The following is a 19,998-nucleotide window of genomic DNA, read 5'->3' as shown; positions in this document are numbered from 1 at the left end:
GGCGAACGTCTTCCGGGGGCGCTGCGATTGCCTTACACTTGCCGGAAACAAAGGCGTCCCGCAGCGACGCCCCAGGATCCTCTAGACAAACGGGCCAACACCGAGCTCTTTGCGCCGGGCGCGAAGGCTGAAAGGATCTCGATCTATGGCGGAACCGAGCACGGCGGAAGCGCGACGCGGACGTTGGACGACGTCCTATCGCTCTATCGTCGCGATTCTGATTTTCGGCGTTCTGATCCTGGTCCTGATGTGGACGGCCGTGCTTTGGCGTGTCTCCATCGAACACAGGGCGATTCTGCGCGACACCGCAGCATCGGCCTCGACGGTGGCCACGGCGCTCGAACAACAGACGCTACGTGCCATCCGGCAGGTCGATCAGATTACCCGCTTCGTAAAGTACGAGTACGAGCGCCGTCGCGGCGATTTCGATCTCCAGCGCACGCTTAACGAGGGGATCGTCGCAGACCGGTTCATGGTGCTGGTCAGCCTGGCGGACGCGAACGGCAACGTCTTCGCGGCCACCATGCCGAACACGACCGGTGTGAACATCGCCGACCGGGAGCATTTCCGGGTCCACGTCGAAAATGCCAGCGACAGCCTCTACATCAGTCACCCGGTCTTCGGGCGCGTCTCGCGCAAATGGGTACTCCAGTTCACCCGGCGCCTGAATAACCCCGACGGTTCGTTCGCGGGCGTCGTGGTCGTGTCTCAGGAGCCCAGCTACTTCACCACCGACTTTTATACGAACGCCGTGCTCGGCCAATATGGCCAGATCGCCGTGATTGCGGATGACGGCGCGCTGCTCGCGCGCAGTACCGGGGCGAGTGTGGCGATCACGGGCACGGGCGAGTTACCGTCGTTCTCCCCCGAGCAACGCATGTCGGGCGTCCAGCGCGACCCTATCGATGGCATCGAGCGCATCGTGGCCTATCGTCATCTGCGCGACTATCCGCTGGCCGTGCAGGTCGGGCTGTCGATGGACGAAGAGTTGGCCGAATATCGGCACGTGGAGCGCGTCTATCTGACGATGGCGACATTCGTCTCCGTGGCGCTGGTCGTTTTCTTCGCGCTGATTGCCTATCTGATGCAACGCTTGATTGGCCGCGATCAGCAGCTCACGCGACTGATTTCCTATGACGCCCTCACCGGCCTGCCGAACCGGTACGCCCTGATGGAGGCATTGCGCGCGACGCTGTCCCATCCCGAGCGTGTCGGAAAGGTTGCCCTGCTGCACATCGATCTCGACAACTTCAAGAGCGTGAACGACACGCTCGGTCACGCGCAGGGCGACGAGATCATTCGTCAGGTGGCCGAGCGGTTCGTGCCTCGCATGCCACCGGGGGCCATGCTCGCACGGTTTGCGGGCGACGAGTTCATGGTGCTGCTCGAAGGCGACGACGCCCCAGCGCAAGCCGAGCCGCTCGGCGAAACGCTCCTCGCAGCGCTCAAGGCGCCGATGCTGGCCGACGGCACCTCGTTCGCGCTGCACGCCAGCATCGGCGTCTCGTTCTGGTCCAAGCCGGAGGAAACGGAGGCGGATCTCATCAAGAAGGCCGACCTGGCCATGTACTCCGCAAAGGAAGCGGGCAAGAGCGTCGTGCACGTCTATACCCAGCAGATGACGTACCCGGCCCACCAGCTCGTCGTCTGGGAGCGCCAGATGGAGCAGGCGCTGGCCAACAACGAATTCTTCCTGGCCTATCAGCCGATCATTGCCCTCGGCGCCGATTGCGTCTGCGGCATGGAAGCGCTGATTCGCTGGCGTCACCCGGAGCGGGGTGTTCTGGCGGCTGGCGAGTTCATCCCGCTCGCGGAGACGACGGGGCAGATCGTCGCCATCGGCGAATTCGTGCTTCGGCAAGCCTGCCGTCAATTGGCCGAGTGGCGCGAGACGCCGATGCGCGCGTTGAAACTTGCCGTCAACGTCTCGTCCGTCCAGTTCTGGCGGGGCGACATCGGTGAGCTCGTCGAGCGTCTGGTCAAGGAATACGACATCGAGCCGAATCGGCTGGAGCTGGAAATCACCGAATCGGTGATGGTCAAGAATCCGGCGCTCGTCGAAATGAAGATCGCGCAGTTCAAGCGCGCGGGCGTGCGCATTGCGCTCGACGATTTCGGCACGGGCTACTCGTCGTTGTCTTATCTGACGCGTTTTCCCGTCGACACACTCAAGGTCGACCGGTCATTCGTCGAGTCGATTCCCGACTCATCGCGTTCGTGTCTGATGATCTCGAACATTGTCAACATTGCGCGCTCGCTGGGGATCGAACTGATCGTCGAAGGCGTGGAGAACGACCGTCAATTGGATTGGTTGCGCCATTTCGTACCGATCTACGCACAGGGCTATTTGTTTTCCCGGCCGGTGGAAATCGAACAGTTGGATTCGATAATTTCGCGTTTTGGCATTTGTGGCTAAAACGAGAGGAATTGACGTGCAAATATTCGGCTAGTTAATAGATTAAATAGGGGTTCAGAATAAATCGTTCGTCCGACGTTATTTCGTACGGCATCACCGTCGGAGTGCTATAGAATCTCCGGAATATCGCAAAACATGCGAATCTCCTTCAACGGCAGTCGGCGCCGGGCACGGTGCACTGTCAACTGCTTGCAATTGTTGGGGAGCACAATACGAGGCAGCAAGGATTCCAAGGCGCGGGGCGCGACAAGCCGGGGATCGGAAACGGGGAAAAGAGTTTGACGCGCAGACCAGAATTGGCATGCATTCGCAGGCATCGGGGATGCCGGTCGTGACCAGAGATTCTGTCCGGGGAAAAGACAGAAACGCGACTCGAAAGAGGCGAAGACTTTGCCAATGCAATAACTGAAAAATAATAGAACGAGCGTTTGATTTTCGGATGAGGATAAGGCATTGGCTTTATGCCGCCTGTGTCTCGGTCGGCGTGCTGGTCGCCTGCTGGGTTGCGGCGGACCGGACCGCCACGTCACTGGTCGGCGACAAGCTTGCGCAGAGTGTCGATGCGGGACAAACGGTGGCCGATCGGGTCGCCGACGGCATGATTCACGCCATCAATACCGATCTGGCAATGGTGCGCGCCATTCCCTCGACACTGGCCGAGGTGGATCTGCTGCGCGACGTGTTGCGCCCGGCGCAAGGCGGGGCAGCCACGCCCGAAGCGGCGGATCGTGCCAATGCGTTCCTGCACGGTGCGCAGGGATACTTCGGTGTCGACCGGGTGTGGGTGATCGATACGCATGGCGTGTGCGTGGCCGCAAGCAATTTCCGCGACGCGCCGTCGCCGATCGGTCAGTCGCTGGCCGGCTTGCCCTACGTCACCAACGCGCTACTCGGCGCTCGCTACGAGAACTACGCTGCCGGATGGGAGCATCAGTCGCCCGGACTCTATTTCAGCGCCCCCGTCTATCGCGAGGGCACGTTGATCGGTGTGGTGATGACCAAGATCGGACTCACGCGCTTGCGTCATTGGGTGGGTAGCGGCGAGTCGTTCATTACCGACGGCAACGGCGTAGTCATCATGGCCAACGATCCGCGCTTCGAAAATCGATTCATGCTGGACGGCAAGATCGGCACGCTGTCCGACGTCGAACGCATGGCGTTGTATCAACGCCATGATTTTGCGCATATGCCTATCTCCCAGTTCAAGCGGGCGCCGGGGCGCGCGAACGTCTGGGTGCCTCAGGAACTGCTCGACCGCATGTCTGCGTTCGGTGACTTTCAAAAGCCGTTCGTCATCGTGTCGCGTCCGAGTTCGAGCAACGATCTGGTCGTCTATGCCGTCGAGAACGTCGATGCCTGGGAAGCGCTGACGCGCCAGCATGCCAAGGATCTGGCGCTGTGTTTCCTGTTGTATCTCGGCGGTGTGGTGATTCTCGCGCTCGGGGGCTGGATCTACTGGCGCGAGCGCGCCCAGCACCGTCAGATGCGGCAGTCCAACGAGGAGCTGCGCGCGGCGAACAATCAACTGGCGTTCGAGGCGAGCTACGACGAGCTGACCGGCAGTCTCACGCGCCGCTACTTCTTCCATCGGTTCGAACAATTGCTCGAAGGTGCGCAACGCAAGAACGAACCGATGAGCCTCATCGTGGCCGATCTGGATCACTTCAAGTCGATCAACGACACCTACGGTCACGCGATCGGCGATCAGGTGCTTTGCCGTTTCGTACTTGTGTGCTCGTCGACACTGCGCGGCGACGACCTGATCGGCCGGATCGGCGGCGAGGAGTTCGCCATTCTGTTACCCGGCGCCAGCGAGCGCGATGCGCTGCGCGTGGCCGATCGTATTCGGGAGCGTTGCAAGCGCGAGTCGCTCGAGGGCAGCGAACCGCCGCTGCGCTTCTCCGCGAGCTTCGGTATTACGGAGTGGCAGGACGAAGACTCGCCCATGAACATGGTCGAGCGGGCCGACATGGCGCTGTATCGCGCCAAGCGCGCCGGCCGCGACCGCTGCTGGGTGTTTTGACGACAGGCGCGGTGCGCCAATGATCTCGGCGCGGTTACCAATGTCACGTTTGGTAACCAAAGAGCGTCGCCTTCGCTCGCATTTCAGCGGAACCTGCGTGTCTAACGAGTGAAAGCGTGGGGATGGGCCAGCAGGAGGGTCGCCGGTTGTCACCACGCAAATCACGAATCGTTCATGCGGGAGACTTCATCGTGAAACGCTTACTCATGCTGGCGGGCGGCGCTGCCGTCGCCATGACGATGGCCGGCTGTGTCGCCGTGCCTTACGGTGCACCAGCGTATGGCGACGCCTACTACGGCAATTACGGCTACTACGGCTATGGCCCGGGCTACGCCGTGGCGCCTGCGCCGGTGGTGACGCTCGGCGTGTCAGGCGGCTACTACGGCGGTGGCTACTATCGCGGTTGGCACGGCCGGGGCCGAGGCTGGGGCTGGCATCACTGATGCCGGGCCGGCGAGCCGATGGCTGGCGCCGACACTGCCGATGGCGTAGCGGCCGGTATCAGAACTCCGACAGCACGAAATCTTCCTTCGAGACGTCGCACTCCGGACAGCGCCAGTCGGCGGGCACGTCGGCCCAGCGCGTGCCGGGGGCGAGTCCGTCGTTCGGCGCGCCGTCGGCTTCGTGATAGATCCAGCCGCAGATCAGGCAGATCCAGCTCTTGAATTCGGTGGGGGTTTCCAGCGTGGCGGTCATGATGTCGGGTCAACAGGGAAAGCTTGCGCGACCCGCATTGTAAGGCACGCACAGGGCGGTGTCCGGCTCGCCGCCTGACGAGTGCATGCAACCTTAATCCAGATCAATTGACGCCGACATTCCGGGATAAGCGCAGATAAGAGCGGGCAAGCGCGGACAAGCGCGGACAAGCGCGAGGCAAGCACGCGCCGGACGCGTCCGGCGCGCGTGAACGACGCTGTCACTCACCAGTGAATCTGGTTGAGGAAAATCGGGGCCATCTGGGCAAGTGAATTGAGCAGCGACATGGCGGTGTCGCGATGCGACACTTCCTTCCACAATCGACTTTCCTTGACCACGCGGTCGCGGTCCTCCGGCGTTTTCACGTCGGGCGAGCGCAACTTCTTGATCAGGTCGATGACCGACGCGCGGTCGACGGTTTCCGTGACGGAATGATGGGCCAGCAGATCGTCGAGATGCACGCGTTCGTCTTCGGTCGTCGACGGTGCAGGGGTTGCAGAAGACACGGACGGCTTGTCGGATTGGGTCATACGAGACGTTCTCCCGAGAGTCACTGGAAAGCGACCGTCGCCGCGCAAAGGACTCGGGATCCGGCGTCAAGCGTGGGATCTCGCGTCATGCATAGCGAGGTATCGCATGTCTCAATCATAGGCCGAAAGCCCTGCGCTGCGAACCCTTCGGTGGTCGGGCGCGACGGCGCGCCGCAGGTGACGCGAGACCGGATGCATGGGCAATTGGCGCTGCGTTTGCGTCGAACTGCCCGGGCGTTTGTCTGCGTCTGTCGCGTGTCAGTGCGATGACGCACCGACACAGACGCGGGGCAAAACGTCAAGGGTAAAAAATTTATCCAACCTTGATGATCAAACGGGCAATCCTCTTGACAGCCTGTGTTGGCGGGCGTTTCGAGAGGGGTGTGCGAGGTTATCCAGTGGGTTATCCACAGAAGTTGTGGGTAACTCATGGGCCGCGAGACGCGGGACGACGGTGTCGTCACCATGACGCGCGCGTGAACTGTCACCGAAACAGCGGACGAAGCATCAGCAACGCGAAGAACAGTGCGACGCCCACGGGCAGAAGCCCGGTGAAGAAGGCAGGCCACGGCGAACGGCCTCGGCGGCGCGCACCGAACGACGAGATCAGGCCGGCGCAAAGACAGAGCACCCCGACGGCCCACGTCGGATTCGGATGCTTCAGCACCCAGGCGACTGCGGCAAGCAACCCGATCCACGCGAGCGGCGTGGCACCCGGCGGAGGCGGTGTGACGGCGCCGGGCGCCGGTTTGGCGGGCGTCGGCTTGTTGGACGGTGTGGGGTTGTCAGGCGTGTCGGCGGGCATCGAAATTCCGGAGTGGCGTGAGGCGTGACAACGATCTGGGATCGAAGCGGTCACACGAAAGCCGCAGCATAACAAACGTCGTCGACTGCCGCTCAGGACGCCAGGCCGTTGGCGCCATGCACGACGGCATGCCGGTACGCCGATGGTGCATCGACGTACCAGACCGACGTCGAATCGATATCCCGGGTCGGTGCGAAAGCGGGCGGTGTGGCGCACAGGTTGTCGAGATCGACGTAGTGTCTGGCGGGCTGCCTGGTGCGATCCGCATCGGCGCTCGGCTGGGTTGCAGGGCGCAGGGTTTCCCCATCGGGCGTCAATCGCAGGACAGCGCGTGGCAGGGCGCGCACGGCAACACAGGGTTGGTGAAACGCGTCGATGGGCGACGTGTTGGCAGGCGCCATCGACTGGGCGTGAGCGCTGACAAGGCCGCAGGCGCCGAGCACGAACAGGACGCATTGACCGAGATAGCGTCGCAGAAACCCACGCCGTCCGGTGACATTGTGGACGGTAGGGCGGGGCCGAAACGGGCGCCATTGACGCTCGTGGCCGTCAAGGTCGGAAAATGCGGCATGTCTCGGCGGCATGGCTGGCTCCGTCGGGGCGGTAGTCGTGGACGACGCCGGCAGGCGCGTCCACAGACGCGGCCCGGCGCTTTCACCCGACTGAAAGCCAGTATCGTGCCGGAATTCGTAAGCTGATGATTTTTATGTAATTTTTCTCGTCGTATGGCGAGAGTTGGTACGTCGCCCTGCATCAAGTGTTGCAGTTCCGAAACGTGCGCCGGAGAATCGACGCATGCGTGCATCGGTACGAGCGACGATATTCAGATTTCTCGGATACTGTATATAATTACAGTATTCCATTCCACGGCGAGACAGAACACCTCATGAAAGCCAACTATTCCATCGCCGACATCGAACAGGCGATCAACTACTGGACCAGTCATCAGGCGGCTGACAGCAATCTGTCGCTGTGTCAGTCCGCCCGTGCGCTCGCCAACGTATACGGCGAGATGATCTATCGCCGCGCCACGAGCGTGGCGGCCGAATCGCTCAACGCGGAGCAAAGTCAGGCCATCGAGACGGCCCTGCATCAAATGGAGCTGGGCCTGGCGCCCTGATTTACGAGGAAACGGGCGCCGGGGTTCGCCGCCGTGCCGACCACTGATCGAGCCAGTGTTCGAGGTCGCTCGCCGACAGGGCGGCGGAGAACAGGTAGCCTTGCGCCACCCGGTAGCCTTGGGCCACGAGCAGGTCGCGTTGCGCGTCGTCTTCCACACCTTCGGCGACCACCGTCAGATGCAGATTGCGGCCGATGCTGATGATCGCATTGGTCAGCGCACGCACGGTTTCGTCGCGTGCAATGTCGTGAACGAAGCTGCGATCGAGCTTGAGTTCCGACACCGGCAATCGCCGCAGATAACCCAGACTCGAATATCCGGTACCGAAGTCGTCCATCGACATGCGCACACCCATCGCGTGGACTTCGTCGATGATGCGAAGCGTGCTCGGATTGTGATCCATCAACACGCTTTCCGTGATTTCGATGGCCAGGCACGACGGCGGCAGTTCGTGATCCGCGAGCGCCTGTGCGATGGTGCGCGGCAGGTCGTGGTCATGGAAGTTCGTGGGCGAAAGATTCACCGACACGTTACCGATGCCCACACCGCGCCGGCGCCAGTCCGCCAGTTGCCGACACGACTCGCGCAGCGTCCACGTCCCCAACTCGCCGATAAGCCCGCATTCCTCGGCCAGCGCAATGAAGCGTGAGGGCGGCACCTCGCCATACTGCGGATGCGTCCAGCGCGTGAGCGCTTCCGCGCCGTACACGGTGTCGTCGAGCAGATTGATCTGCGGCTGGTAAAACAGCTGGAGCGTGCCGCGCCGCAAGGCGTCGCGCATGGCGGTTTCGAGTTCGAGCCGCTCCTGCGCGTGGATATTCATGTCCTCGTTGAAGAAGCGCACACTGCCCGGGCTGGTCATCTTCGCCTGGTACATCGCCATGTCCGCGCGTTGCAGCAAGATGTCGAATTCCTTGCCGTGATTCGGATACAGGCTGATGCCGAAGCTGCCCGACGGCGCAAGCGTCACACCGTCGACCTGACACGGCGCGCACAGCGCACTGCGCATGCGTTCGATGGCGATATCAAGCCGCTCGGGATCGCATTCCGTGAGCACGGCGACGAACTCGTCGCCCGACAGACGCGCCACAATATCCGCGCCGCGCAACGAACGTCGCAGGCGCTGGGCGATCGTGCGCAGCAGCACGTCACCCGCCTGATGCCCGAGGGAATCGTTGACCTGCTTGAAGCGATCCAGATCGATGAAGATGACCGCCATGCGCGTGTTCAGCTCAGCCGCGCTGGCGATGGCCTGCGCAGCGAGCACGTTGAGCATGCTCCGGTTCGGCAGGCCCGTGAGGCTGTCCGAGAAGGCCAGTTGGCGGATGCGTGTGCGCGACTCGTCACGCTCGAACGCGAGCTTGCAAAGATGCACACAAACGTCGACGAGGCGCTCGTGCAGGGCATCCGGGCCGCGTGGTGTGCGGTAGTAGAAGGCGAGCACGCCGAGCACGCGGCCGTCGTTCGCAATGATCGGCATGGCCCACGACGCCGCCAGTCCGAACTCGGCAGCCATCTCCCGATAACTCGCCCAACGCGGGTCGTGCGCAATATCTGTCACGATCACCGGACGCGCCTGAAACGCCGCCGTGCCGCAGGTGCCGACATTCGGCCCGATCTCGATGCCATCGATGATGTGGTGGTATTGCGCAGGCAGGCTCGGCCCGGCTTGCGGACGCAGCCGCCCCTCGGCGTCCACGCGCACGACCGACGCCATGACCTCCGGTGCGATCTGTTCGAGCTCACGGCATACGAGCAGGAGCACTTCCGCCAGTGGCGCGTCGCGCACCATCGCGGCAAGCGCCTTGTGCTGCAGGACTTCCTGAATCTTAGATTGCGTAATGTCGGTGAACAGCACCACGGCGTTCGCCAGCTTGCCGCTCGCGTCGAGAATCGGGTTCGTGACGACCGATACCCAAAGGGGGTGCTGTTGCGCCGTGCGCACGAGCACTTCGCGGTGGCAACTGCGGCCGTCGCGCGCCGAAACGAGACAGTCGGCGACGGCCTGCTTGACGTCCACCGCCGGCGCGCCGTCCGCCGGTTCGCCCAGCGCCAGCGTGCCGAACGGCACATTCACCGACTGGCCGACCACCGCCTGCGCGTCATGGCCGAACATGCGCGTGAAGCCCGCGTTGACATAGCAAACCTGACTTTGTGCGTCGGTGATCAGCACGGCGTTATCGGTTTCGTCGACGCCGAGCGAGAGCATGTGCAGGCGAGCGTCGTCGGCCGCCTGACGCTCCACGCGCGCGGTCACGTCGACAGCCAGCTTGATGACGAAAGCGAGCTGGCCGGCGTCGTCGAATACCGGGTTGTAAGTGGCTTCGAGCCAGATCGGACTGCCGTCGTGGCGGCGTCGACGTACCTGGTCGGTGTGCGAGCGCCGGGTGCGTGCCACTTGGGCGAGGGCGTCGCCGCAGTGCGGGTCGGCCGGTTCGCACAGGACCGCGTGCGCCTTGCCCAGCAGTTCGTCGCGGGTGTAGCCGAACTCGCCGAGCAGCTTGTCGTTGATGTCGACGATGATGCCGGCCGGCGTGAGCGTGAGCATGCCCAGCGAGCGGTCGAGCGCTGCCAGCAGCGCCTCGCGACCGGGCGCCGGTATGGCGCCACTGGACGGTGAACCGGGCACGACCATCGCAAGGGCCTCCTCGGACGTCCTGCGGACATTGTCGGGTGTGACTTGAGCTGCTGACACGCCAAAAACGCTTTCAAGTATAGCGGCCTGCGCGCGCAGGCTCACATGGGAGAAACCGGGAGAGCGTCACGCGGTGACGTCATGCCTGGCAGCAAGGATGCGGGGGCCGGCAAGATGGCACGCCGGGCCAATGCGATGGGCCTGACGGGCCTGGTGGCCCAATAGCCCTCGTGAGCTGTCGAATTCCGTGCCGTGGTGGATGCCCGGCCCGTGGCGGGATTTGCGTGGCATCCACCGCCTTCAGACCACGTTCAGGTCAGTTTCAAGCCGCTTTGACGCGAATGCGTACGCCACCGACCGAAACGGTCTGTCCGGCGCGGATCTTGCAGGTCTTGCGGGTCTCGATCTGGCCATCGACGCTGACCGCGCCATTGGCCACCATGACCTTGCCTGCACCGCCGGAATCGACTACGCCGGTGAGTTTGAGAAGGTCGTTCAGGGCGACGAATTCGCCAGTGAGTTCAAAAGTTACGTTTTGCATGATGGAGCGGATACTACGTAAAAACCCGAGGCGCGTCGACTGCCTGGCCTGCACGTGCCCTCGGGTGCGGGCAGCGGCCGGCAGGGCTTATCCCTCGAGCACCCGTTCGAGCCGGCGATCGGGGATCAACCACACGGCGGCCACCAGCGCGTACAGGGCGAGCGAGATGGCCGGCGCCACGAACGCGAGGCCGATGGCCACCGCATAGGCGACCACCGACACTTTGCCTTTGACGTCGCGCCCGAGTGCGGTGGCGAGTTTCGTGTTGCCGCCTTCGCCGTGTACGGCGAGCAGCGAGCGGGTCAGGATGTAATACGCCACGGCCGCCATGAAGAGCACCGCGCCATAGAGCGCCGTCGGCCATGCGGTGAAGTGGTTCTCGCCCAGCCAGTGGGTCACGAACGGGATCAGCGAGAGCCAGAACAGCAGATGCAGGTTGGCCCACAGCACGCCGCCCGAGACACGTTGCACCGCATGAAAAAGATGGTGGTGGTTGTTCCAGTAAAGGCCGACGTAGATGTAGCTCAGGATATAGGTGAGAAATGTCGGCGCGATCGGCAGCAGGTCCGCCAGTTCGCTGCCGTGCGGCGCTTTCATCTCCAGCACCATGATGGTGATGATGATGGCGATCACACCATCGCTGAACGCTTCCAGTCGGCTCTTGCCCATCTTGTTTACGGTCCGGTACGTGGCATTAACGGGGTTACAGCGCGGCGACGCGGTTGCGTCCACCTTGCTTGGCGGCGTACAACGCGCGGTCGGCGCGTTGGAGCAGCGCGCCGAAGTCGATATCGTCGGGAGCGAGACTGCCCACCCCGATACTCGCGGAAAACCGCACCGGGCCGTTGGGGCCGGGCACCGTCGCATTGCCGATGGCTGCGAGCAGGCGCTCGGCCGCCTGTACGGCACGTTGTGCGTCGGCCTCGGGAAGCAGCACGGCAAACTCCTCGCCACCCAGTCGCCCGATCACGGTGCCCTTGCGCAGCGTTGCGCGCAAGACCAGTGTCATTTCGACGATGACGCGATCGCCCACGGCATGGCCCCACGTATCGTTCACGGCCTTGAAATGGTCGATGTCCAGCATCAGCACGGCGAGGCGGCGCTGTTGCACACGCGCGGCCGCAAACTGGCGATCCGCCTGCATGAGGAAGGCACGGCGATTGAGCGCACCGGTCAGCGCGTCGCGCATGGCCATGTCGCCCAGTACGTGATTGACGCGGCGCAGTTCGAGTTCGTCGACCACGAGTGCCGACAGGTCTGCGAGCAGCCCGCGCTTCTGGTCGTCGAGTTCACGCGGTTTGCGGTCGATCACGCACAGCGTGCCCAGCCGGTGGCCCTCGGGCGTGCACAGCGGCGCGCCCGCATAGAAACGGATATTCGGCTCGCCAGTGACCATCGGGTTGTCGGCAAAGCGCCGGTCGGCGCGGGCATCGGGCACGACCAGCACGTCATCGCTCAGAATCGCGTGCGCACAGAACGCCAGCGAGCGCGGCGACTGCGTGGCTTCGAGACCCTGGCGTGCCTTGAACCACTGACGGCTTTCATCGATCAGCGAGACGAGCGAAATCGGCGCGCCGAGCACGTACGCGGCGAGTCGCACAATGCGATCGAACGCCGGTTCGGGTGGCGTATCGAGGATCTCGTAACGACGCAACGCCGCAAGGCGCTCCGCCTCGTCGGGATGGGTGCTGATATTCAGGGAATCTGCCAATGTCGACTCTCGATCGCTCACATTCGGGACGCCGTCAATTCTGCCGCGCGGGCCATCGCTTGGCAAATGCGGCGGCAAGGGACTGCGCGTGCCGTTCGTGCGCCAGAGTGCCTGTGCGGCTTGTCTGGCGTCTTGCGGTGTCTCGACGCTGCGTGACGATGTCGGAAAGTCGCTCATGGTTGGATTTCGAACGCTTCGCCGGTCTCGAAGAAGTTTCCGCCGGCGATGTAGTGGAGACTGCGCGGCATGCCGGGCGCGAACTGCCAGTGCCCATCGCGAAACGCACGCGGATCGGCCCAGGCTGCCACGACCTCACCGAGGAAAAGGTCGTAGCGATCCTGATTGTGCGGCTCGGGGATCACGCGACACTCTAGCCATGCCAGGCAGTCCTCGATGAGGGGGGCGCCGATGTGCGAGCCGGCGAAGGCGCGTACGCCGGTGCCGTCGGCGAACTTGTCGGTTTCGCGTCCGGAGATCGAGCCGACAGCGAGCGTTTCGCGGGCGATGGTGCGGGCGGGCACGTTCAGCGAGAATTCGCCCGACGCCTCGACCAGTTCGCGCGTGAGGGTATTGCGATCAATGACGACAGCGACCTTTGGCGGCGAGAAATCCAGCGGCATCGACCAGGCGGCGGCCATGACATTACGCCGCCCGGCGTGGGCGCTGCCCACGAGGACAGTCGGGCCGTGGTTGAGGAGCCGGTAGGCTTTCGGGAGTTCGACGGGCAGGCGTTCGGTCATGGCAGGCTCGGCAAGCGGAAGCATTGGTCAGGCGGCCCATGATAGCGCGGCGACGCGCTCGAACGATCCATGCCGGACGAAAAAGCGGCCCGCAGGGTGAGCTGCGGGCCGTACAAACGGCACGGTGCGGGGAGCGCGTGCCGGATCAGATGTGCATGCAGTATTTCATGCGTGCGTCCCAGTCCGGTCCCCATGCGGGGCGAGTCGCGTCGACCTATACTGGCGCGAGGTGCCAGCCCGAATCGAGATCGGGCAGCGCGCCCCCGGGGCGGGCGCGCCGACGCCAGCGAAGCATCACGTGAGAACAGCCAGCGCATTGCCTGCGGGTAGCCCGCGGCAACGGGAGGTATCGCATGAGTCGGTCGCAATCGTCGAACCCAGGGCAGGGCGATCTTCTGAGCGGCGACATGCCCGAGGTCAATGACGCCGGGTTGCCGGAAACGACCGGCCGACAGGCAGCGAACGTCGCGACACCGAACGGGAACGTGTACGTCGGCACGGCATCGTGGACGGACAAGTCGCTCATTGCCTGTAAGCGTTTTTATCCGCCGGGGCATTCGTCGGCCGAGGCCCGACTGCGCTACTACGCGAGCCGCTTTCCCATGGTCGAGGTGGACAGCAGCTACTACGCGATGCCGTCGGGATCCAACGCGCGGCTTTGGGCCGAACGCACGCCAGACACATTCGTCTTCAACATCAAGGCGTTCCGCCTGCTGACCGGCCATCAGACACCCCGCATTGCCTTTCCCAGGGATCTGCAATCCGAGCTTCCGCCGGGACCCAAGGCGAACCTCTATTACAAAGACATCCCCGCCGTGCTGCGCGACGAGATGTGGCGGCGCTATCTCGAAGCCATCGAACCGTTGCGCCGCGCGGGCAAACTCGGGCTGGTGCACTTCCAGTTTCCGCCGTGGCTCACGGGCAATCAGACAAGCCGCGAACACGTGGAGGACTGTGCGCAGCGCATGTCGGGTTACGACGTCGCCGCGGAGTTTCGCCATCGCGGTTGGTTCGAAGACAGGCATCGCGAGGCGACACTCGCATGGCTGCGCACGCTGGGCTGGGTCAACACCATCGTCGACGAGCCGCAGGGGTTTGCGAACAGCATTCCGCAGGTCTGGGAGACGACCACATCGCTCGCCGCCGTGCTGCGGCTGCACGGCCGCAATCACGAGACATGGAATGTGCGCGACAGCACCGTGGCCTCGGATCGCTTCAACTACGATTACCGCGAAGCCGAGCTGGCCGCGCTGGTCGATCCGATTCGCGTGATCGCCAGGCAGGTGGCCAGGATCTACGTCGTCTTCAACAACAATTATGAAGATCAGGGACAGCGCAACGCCCTGACCCTGATGCGCCTGCTCGGGGACGACGCGATACAGTAAGATGTTTCGCGAGCCGCAACATGCGTGCGAAATCGATAGCGTTATCGGAGACGACATCATGACGACCGACCGTCGCGTCACTTTCTATCACGCGCCCAACACTCGCTCGTCCGGCGTGCTGGTCCTGCTTGAAGCGCTGCAGGCCGATTACGACCTGCATCTGCTGCGTTTTGCGACCGGCGAGCAACGCGGCTCGGATTATCTCGACGTCAATCCGATGGGCAAGGTGCCCGCCGTGCGTCATGGCGACGCGGTGATTACCGAGCAGGCCGCCGTCTACATGTATCTGGCCGAGCTGTATCCGGAAAAGCATCTCGTGCCGCCGCCGGGCGACCCGCGCCGCGGTCCGTATTTGCGCTGGATGGTGTACTACGGCTCGTGCGTCGAACCGGCCGTCGTGGACAAGTCGCTCGGACGCGACAGTGCGGAGCGCTCGCGCTCACCTTATGGCGACTACGAGTCGGTGTTGTGGACCATCGATCGTCACTGGGCGCAGAACGAGGGCCCGTGGTGGCTGGGCGAGTCGTTCACCGCGGCCGACGCGCTATGGGGCAACGCCATGCGCTTTCTCACGCAGTTCAAGCTGATTCCGGAGACGCCCGCGATTACGGCCTACGTCACACGCTTCTGTGAACTGGACAGCGTTTCGCGTGCGCAGGCGCTCGACGCCGAATTCGCCAAACGCCTGTCGGGTTGAGCCCGAACCTCGACGCGCGGTCGCCGCGCGCCTGACGGCTTGCCTTACTTCGCTATCGTATCGATGACCGGCTCGCACTCGATCGGAAAGTTGACCGAGTTGGCCACGTAGCCCTTCTCATGCGCGGCGTGATGCAGCTCGGTGGCGAGTGCAACATCGCCGCCGGCGCGAATCGTGACGTGCGGATGCAGCACGATCTTCGTGAAGCGGCCTTCGGTGGCCGTATCGATCATCGTGCCGACCGCCTCGTCGCGATAAGTCTCCACCACGATCCCGGCTTCCGAACACAGGTGCAGATACCAGAGCTTGTGGCACGCGCTCGCCGACGCGACCAGCAGGTCTTCAGGATTCCACCGCGACGCATCACCGCGAAAGGCGGGATCGGACGAACCGGGAATCATCGGCTTGCCTTCGGTCCGGATCTCGTGATTGCGTCCGTAATCACGGTAGCCCGAAGTGCCGCTGCCCTGATTGCCGATCCACTCGACGCTGACCCGATACCGATGTTCGCCTGATGCCATGACTTGTCTCCGCATTGCGCTGGCGGCCTGAAGAATGGAAGGGGAGGAATGCCGAATATGCGCCGCCAGACCGCTTGCCATTCTCGCAGGAGTCCACGTGCGCGGCTGGCCATTTTCGGTCATCAATAACGCGGATGCCGTCGTCACCGTAAACGCGGTGCCGACCCGCAGGAAGTGTCAGGCCAGCGGCTCGGTGGTCAGCGTGCGCGTGAGGCCATGCATCGGACGCCGCATGGCAACGTCGAACGGGTTGGTCTGCGGGCCGATCAGTTCGGCCTGGCGCCGCAGCAACTCCACCACCATCGGCAGACGGTCCTGCGACAGACGGGCCGCGAGCGTGCCCACGCTCAATGCCGCGACCGCGTGCCCCGTGCGGTCGAACACCGGCACGGCCACCCCGGCCATGCCGTCGAGCACGCCGCTGTTGCTGCCCGCATATCCCAACTGCCGCACGCGTTCGATCTCGGTGCGCAGATAGACCTCGTCGAGCACGCCGTAGCCGCGCAACCGCGGCACGTTGAAGCGAATGATCTCTTCGCGCTCCGCTTCGGGCAGGAACGCGAGAATCGCCAGACTGCCCTGGCCGACGCCGAGTGCCACCCGCCCGCCGATGTCGCCCGTGAACGACCGGATCGGGAAGGGGCCTTCGCACATGTCGAGACACACGGCGTCGAAACTGCTTCGCACCAGCAGGAAGATCGTGTCCCCGAGGCTCGCGCACAGGCGCAGCAGCGACGGCCGGCACAAGGTGCGCATGCCACTCGGATTGCCGGCTTGTGCGGCCATTGCGAAGAAGTCGATGCTCAGACGATACAACTTGGACGTTTCGTCCTGTTCCACCACATGCTCGGCGATGAGCGCGTGCAGGATCCGGTGCACGGTAGCCTGACTCAGGCCCACGGCCTTGGCGATGTGCGTGACGCGCTCGCCTTCGGGTTTGGCGTCGCCCAGTGCCCGGATGACGGCAAACGTGCGTTGCAGAATACCCGCGCCGGCAGCGTCCGGCGTGGGCGCGCGAGTTGAATCGGAGGTGTTCATCAGGGTCTCGAATATTCCGTCAAACGGAATACTAGCGCACGGCGATATAAATTGAAAACGGCCCGCAGGGTGCGAATTCGGAAAAAACATCCATTATTTGCTGGGAGTTAGGGATTATCCCGAGGTGGTAGTGCGAAACAAAACTCGCATTCCATCTGTGAAATATTCCGTCAATTGAAATAAACATAAAATTTATCTCATTTCACGGAATCATCGTCTTGCGACCGGCAATTTGGCTCGCTACTGTTCGAGGCAATTGCATTTCTGGCGGCGCGCACGCGCCCGAAGGTCGTGACCATGTCTTTCCTGACTTTGACGGATGTTTCCAAGACGTTTGGCGAGCTGAATGCCGTCTCGAACGTCAATCTCTCGGTGGAGAAAGGCGAGTTCGTCTCGTTGCTCGGCCCGTCGGGATGCGGCAAGACCACCACGTTGCAGATGATCGCGGGCTTCGTCGAAACCACGACCGGACGCATTACGCTCGACGGACGCGACATCACGCACATGCGCCCGAACAAGCGCGGCCTGGGCATCGTGTTTCAGAGCTACGCGCTGTTCCCGCACATGACGGTCGCGGACAACGTCGGTTTCGGGCTGGAGATGCGCGGCGTCGACAAGGCCGAGCGGCAGGACCGCATTCGCGAAGCGCTCGCCCTCGTGCGGCTCGACGCGCTCGGTCATCGTTTCCCCCGCGAGCTCTCCGGCGGTCAGCGTCAACGGGTGGCCATCGCCCGAGCGGTGGTGATCGCACCGCCCGTCCTGTTGCTCGACGAACCGATGTCCAACCTCGACGCCAAGTTGCGCGAGGACATGCAGTTCGAATTACGCGCGATCCAGCGCAAGATCGGCACGACCACGATCATGGTCACGCACGATCAGTCCGAGGCGCTCTCGATCAGCGACCGCGTCGTGGTCATGGAAGCGGGACGCATCACGCAGGTCGATACACCGTATCGCGCCTATGAACGGCCGGAAACGCCGTTCGTCTCGCAGTTCATCGGCAAGGCCAACATGCTCGTGGGCCGTGTGTCGGCGCGCGACGGCGAACATCTGCATGTCGAACTCGGCGCGCAGTTGACGCAACGCGCCTCACTCGCCGAACTCTCGCCGCGCGAGCGCAGCATGGCGGTGGGCGACGCGATCACGCTGTGCCTGCGTCCGGAAAAGGTGCGGCTGTGCGCCCCGGCCGCCGGCCGTCTGTCCGCGACGGTGACGAGTCGCTTTTTCCTTGGCAGCCAGTGGCTCTACCGCGTGGACAGTGCGCTGGGTGAAGTGCTGGTGTGCTGTCAGAACGAAGGCGGTGAGCCGCTGACCGAAGGTGCGCCGGTGGGCCTCGACTGGCAGGCCGAAGCGGTGCGCTTCATTTCGCCGGGGGCGGCGGGCGCCCAGGAGCGTGCCCATGGCTGAGACCCTGCAAGCGACGCGCCCACGCGCTTTGCCCACGGCCCGCGCGCCGTGGCACGCCTATCTGCCGATGTGGGTCATGAGTGCGCCGGCCATGCTGCTCTTCGTGGCACTGGTGCTGATCCCGTTGCTCATGACGCTCGCGCTCACGTTCTATCAATTCGATCCGGCGAGCGGACCGATCGCGGCGTTCCAGTTCGAGAACTACCGGGAAGTGCTGTTCGATTCGTACTTCCACACGATCTTCCTGCGCACGTTCGGCATCTCGCTCACGGTCACGGCGGTGTGCGCAGTGGTCGGTACGTTCGAAGCCTACGTGCTCTCGCGCATGGGCGATCCGTGGCGCTCCCTTTTCCTGCTGGTCATTCTCTCGCCGCTGCTCGTGTCCATCGTCGTGCGCGCGTTCGGCTGGAGCATGCTGCTCAGCTCGGGCGGTCTGATCAATCAGGCGTTCGCACTCGTCGGCATGGGGCCCTACAAGCTCGAATACACCCACTTTGCGATTGTCGTGGCGCTGGTGCACGTGATGCTGCCGTTCATGGTCATTCCGGTGTGGACATCGCTGCAACGGCTCGATCCGCAGACCGAGAACGCCGCGCTCTCGCTCATGGCGTCGCAGGCCACCACGCTGCGCCGCATCGTGCTGCCGCAGCTGGTGCCGGGCATCCTGTCGGGCAGCCTGATGGTGTTCGGCCTGTCGGCGAGCGCCTTTGCCATCCCGAGTCTGCTGGGCGGACGCCGCCTCAAGGTGGCGGCCACCGCCGTGTATGACCAGTTCCTCAGCTCGCTGAACTGGCCGCTGGGCGCGACCATCGCCGTGTTGCTGCTCGTTGCGAACCTGATCGTGATGCTGACGTACTACCGTCTGCTCGAGCGCCGCTATTCGCGCAGCATGGGCTAAGACGCGTCGCCTTCCGCAGAACCGAACCCACTCGCCATCATGCGTAAAAACAGTCCCCTGGCGCTCGCGTTTCACGCGCTCGTCATCCTCTTCGTGCTCGCCCCGATGATCATCGTGGTGCTGGTCGCGTTCACGCCGGAGCAGACGCTGTCGCTGCCCACGCGTGGCATTTCGCTGCGCTGGTTCCGCGCGATTCTCGACTATCCGGATTTCATCGCGTCGTTCTTCACCAGCCTGAAGCTCGCGTTCCTGTCGGCCACGCTCTCGCTGGCGATCGCGCTGCCTGCCGCGCTGGCCATCGGCCGTTCGCGCTTTCCGGGGCGCAACTTCCTCAACGGTCTGCTGCTTTCGCCGCTGGTGATTCCCGGCCTCGTGCTCGGCATTGCGCTGCTGCGCTTCTTCGCCATGCTCGGCGTGACCGGCTCGTTCGGCGCGCTGACCTTCGCCCACATGATCGTGGTCACGCCGTTCATCATGCGCCTCGTGCTCGCGTCGATCAGCGGGCTCGACCGCAGCGTCGAACATGCCGCCGCGTCGCTGGGGGCGGGGTCGTGGACGACCTTTCGTCGTGTGACCATGCCGATGATCCTGCCGGGGATCACCGGCGGATGGCTGCTCGCGTTCATCAACAGCTTCGACGAGCTGACGATGTCGGTCTTCATCACGTCGCCGCAGACCATCACGCTGCCCGTGCGCATGTACATGTACGCGACCGAATCGATCGACCCGATGATGGCGTCGGTCTCGGCGCTCGTCATCGCCGTGACGCTCGGCGCCATGCTGCTGCTCGATCGCATTTACGGCCTGAACCGCATTCTCATCGGCCAGCACTGAA

The 19,998-nt window shown here is 63.5% G+C and carries 20 protein-coding genes; 9 read left to right on the top strand and 11 right to left on the bottom strand.

Annotated features, from left to right (window positions below):
* Positions 1–145 precede the first annotated feature (145 nt).
* The 3 genes from ABWO90_RS02595 (at position 146) to ABWO90_RS02585 (ending at position 4,882) form a co-directional block, all read left to right on the top strand.
* The gene (locus ABWO90_RS02595; protein WP_353189623.1) at positions 146–2,416 is read left to right on the top strand and encodes a bifunctional diguanylate cyclase/phosphodiesterase; all 2,271 of its coding nucleotides are present in this window, start codon (positions 146–148) and stop codon (positions 2,414–2,416) included.
* Between the two features lie 439 nt (positions 2,417–2,855).
* Positions 2,856–4,439, top strand: a complete 1,584-nt coding sequence (locus ABWO90_RS02590; RefSeq protein WP_353189622.1) for a sensor domain-containing diguanylate cyclase — start codon at positions 2,856–2,858, stop codon at positions 4,437–4,439.
* A 191-nt stretch (positions 4,440–4,630) separates the two neighbouring features.
* A complete protein-coding gene (locus ABWO90_RS02585) occupies positions 4,631–4,882 on the top strand; it encodes a hypothetical protein (protein WP_353189621.1) in 252 nt (83 codons plus the stop codon).
* 58 nt (positions 4,883–4,940) lie between these two features.
* Here ABWO90_RS02585 and ABWO90_RS02580 read toward each other — a convergent pair whose 3' ends face one another.
* From ABWO90_RS02580 to ABWO90_RS02565, 4 genes are all read right to left on the bottom strand, one after another.
* Entirely contained in the window at positions 4,941–5,135 is a 195-nt protein-coding gene (locus ABWO90_RS02580) for a rubredoxin (protein ID WP_353189620.1), read from the bottom strand.
* Between the two features lie 224 nt (positions 5,136–5,359).
* Positions 5,360–5,665: a hypothetical protein gene (locus ABWO90_RS02575; RefSeq protein ID WP_353189619.1), complete on the bottom strand. Its 306-nt coding sequence runs from the start codon at positions 5,663–5,665 to the stop codon at positions 5,360–5,362.
* A 484-nt stretch (positions 5,666–6,149) separates the two neighbouring features.
* Entirely contained in the window at positions 6,150–6,470 is a 321-nt protein-coding gene (locus tag ABWO90_RS02570; protein WP_353189618.1) for a hypothetical protein, read from the bottom strand.
* Positions 6,471–6,562: 92 nt separating this feature from the next.
* The gene (locus ABWO90_RS02565) at positions 6,563–6,871 is read right to left on the bottom strand and encodes a hypothetical protein (RefSeq protein WP_353189617.1); all 309 of its coding nucleotides are present in this window, start codon (positions 6,869–6,871) and stop codon (positions 6,563–6,565) included.
* Positions 6,872–7,356: 485 nt separating this feature from the next.
* Here ABWO90_RS02565 and ABWO90_RS02560 point away from each other — a divergent pair, with 485 nt between their 5' ends.
* Positions 7,357–7,590 carry a DUF3717 domain-containing protein gene (locus tag ABWO90_RS02560; protein ID WP_353189616.1) on the top strand — a complete coding sequence of 78 codons (234 nt, stop codon included), beginning with the start codon at positions 7,357–7,359 and terminating at the stop codon, positions 7,588–7,590.
* A 1-nt stretch (position 7,591) separates the two neighbouring features.
* Here ABWO90_RS02560 and ABWO90_RS02555 read toward each other — a convergent pair whose 3' ends face one another.
* The 5 genes from ABWO90_RS02555 to ABWO90_RS02535 form a co-directional block, all read right to left on the bottom strand.
* Positions 7,592–10,225 carry a sensor domain-containing protein gene (locus tag ABWO90_RS02555; protein ID WP_353189615.1) on the bottom strand — a complete coding sequence of 878 codons (2,634 nt, stop codon included), beginning with the start codon at positions 10,223–10,225 and terminating at the stop codon, positions 7,592–7,594.
* Between the two features lie 322 nt (positions 10,226–10,547).
* Positions 10,548–10,766, bottom strand: a complete 219-nt coding sequence (locus tag ABWO90_RS02550) for an RNA-binding S4 domain-containing protein (protein WP_353189614.1) — start codon at positions 10,764–10,766, stop codon at positions 10,548–10,550.
* Positions 10,767–10,853: 87 nt separating this feature from the next.
* The gene (locus tag ABWO90_RS02545) at positions 10,854–11,435 is read right to left on the bottom strand and encodes a TMEM175 family protein (protein ID WP_353189613.1); all 582 of its coding nucleotides are present in this window, start codon (positions 11,433–11,435) and stop codon (positions 10,854–10,856) included.
* Positions 11,436–11,469: 34 nt separating this feature from the next.
* Positions 11,470–12,477, bottom strand: a complete 1,008-nt coding sequence (locus ABWO90_RS02540) for a GGDEF domain-containing protein (RefSeq protein WP_353189612.1) — start codon at positions 12,475–12,477, stop codon at positions 11,470–11,472.
* 173 nt (positions 12,478–12,650) lie between these two features.
* Positions 12,651–13,217: a flavin reductase family protein gene (locus ABWO90_RS02535; RefSeq protein WP_353189611.1), complete on the bottom strand. Its 567-nt coding sequence runs from the start codon at positions 13,215–13,217 to the stop codon at positions 12,651–12,653.
* Positions 13,218–13,570: 353 nt separating this feature from the next.
* Between ABWO90_RS02535 and ABWO90_RS02530 the strand changes: the two genes are divergently transcribed.
* Together ABWO90_RS02530 and ABWO90_RS02525 are read left to right on the top strand one after the other, a co-directional pair.
* Positions 13,571–14,602, top strand: coding sequence for a DUF72 domain-containing protein (locus ABWO90_RS02530; protein WP_353189610.1), 1,032 nt, complete (start codon positions 13,571–13,573; stop codon positions 14,600–14,602).
* Between the two features lie 58 nt (positions 14,603–14,660).
* The gene (locus ABWO90_RS02525) at positions 14,661–15,299 is read left to right on the top strand and encodes a glutathione S-transferase family protein (RefSeq protein WP_353189609.1); all 639 of its coding nucleotides are present in this window, start codon (positions 14,661–14,663) and stop codon (positions 15,297–15,299) included.
* A 44-nt stretch (positions 15,300–15,343) separates the two neighbouring features.
* On the opposite strand, the gene ABWO90_RS02520 is transcribed toward ABWO90_RS02525, so the two are convergent.
* Together ABWO90_RS02520 and ABWO90_RS02515 are read right to left on the bottom strand one after the other, a co-directional pair.
* Positions 15,344–15,820 carry an OsmC family protein gene (locus tag ABWO90_RS02520; protein ID WP_353189608.1) on the bottom strand — a complete coding sequence of 159 codons (477 nt, stop codon included), beginning with the start codon at positions 15,818–15,820 and terminating at the stop codon, positions 15,344–15,346.
* Positions 15,821–15,997: 177 nt separating this feature from the next.
* On the bottom strand, positions 15,998–16,858 hold the full coding sequence (locus tag ABWO90_RS02515; protein WP_353189607.1) for an IclR family transcriptional regulator: 861 nt from the start codon (positions 16,856–16,858) through the stop codon (positions 15,998–16,000).
* 297 nt (positions 16,859–17,155) lie between these two features.
* Here ABWO90_RS02515 and ABWO90_RS02510 point away from each other — a divergent pair, with 297 nt between their 5' ends.
* From ABWO90_RS02510 to ABWO90_RS02500, 3 genes are read left to right on the top strand one after another with little or no spacing between them, the layout of a single operon-like run.
* Complete coding sequence (locus ABWO90_RS02510; protein WP_353189606.1) at positions 17,156–18,265, top strand: ABC transporter ATP-binding protein; 1,110 nt, start codon at positions 17,156–17,158, stop codon at positions 18,263–18,265.
* Positions 18,258–19,163, top strand: a complete 906-nt coding sequence (locus tag ABWO90_RS02505) for an ABC transporter permease (RefSeq protein ID WP_353189605.1) — start codon at positions 18,258–18,260, stop codon at positions 19,161–19,163. Before ABWO90_RS02510 ends, ABWO90_RS02505 begins: the two co-directional genes overlap by 8 nt.
* A gap of 39 nt (positions 19,164–19,202) precedes the next feature.
* Complete coding sequence (locus tag ABWO90_RS02500; RefSeq protein ID WP_353189604.1) at positions 19,203–19,997, top strand: ABC transporter permease; 795 nt, start codon at positions 19,203–19,205, stop codon at positions 19,995–19,997.
* Position 19,998 lies beyond the last annotated feature (1 nt).

Source organism: Pandoraea pnomenusa (genome assembly GCF_040391475.1).
Taxonomy (GTDB): Bacteria; Pseudomonadota; Gammaproteobacteria; order Burkholderiales; family Burkholderiaceae; genus Pandoraea; species Pandoraea pnomenusa_C.
The sequence above is the reverse complement of the archived record's forward strand: the minus strand, read 5'-3'. Positions and strand labels throughout refer to the sequence as shown.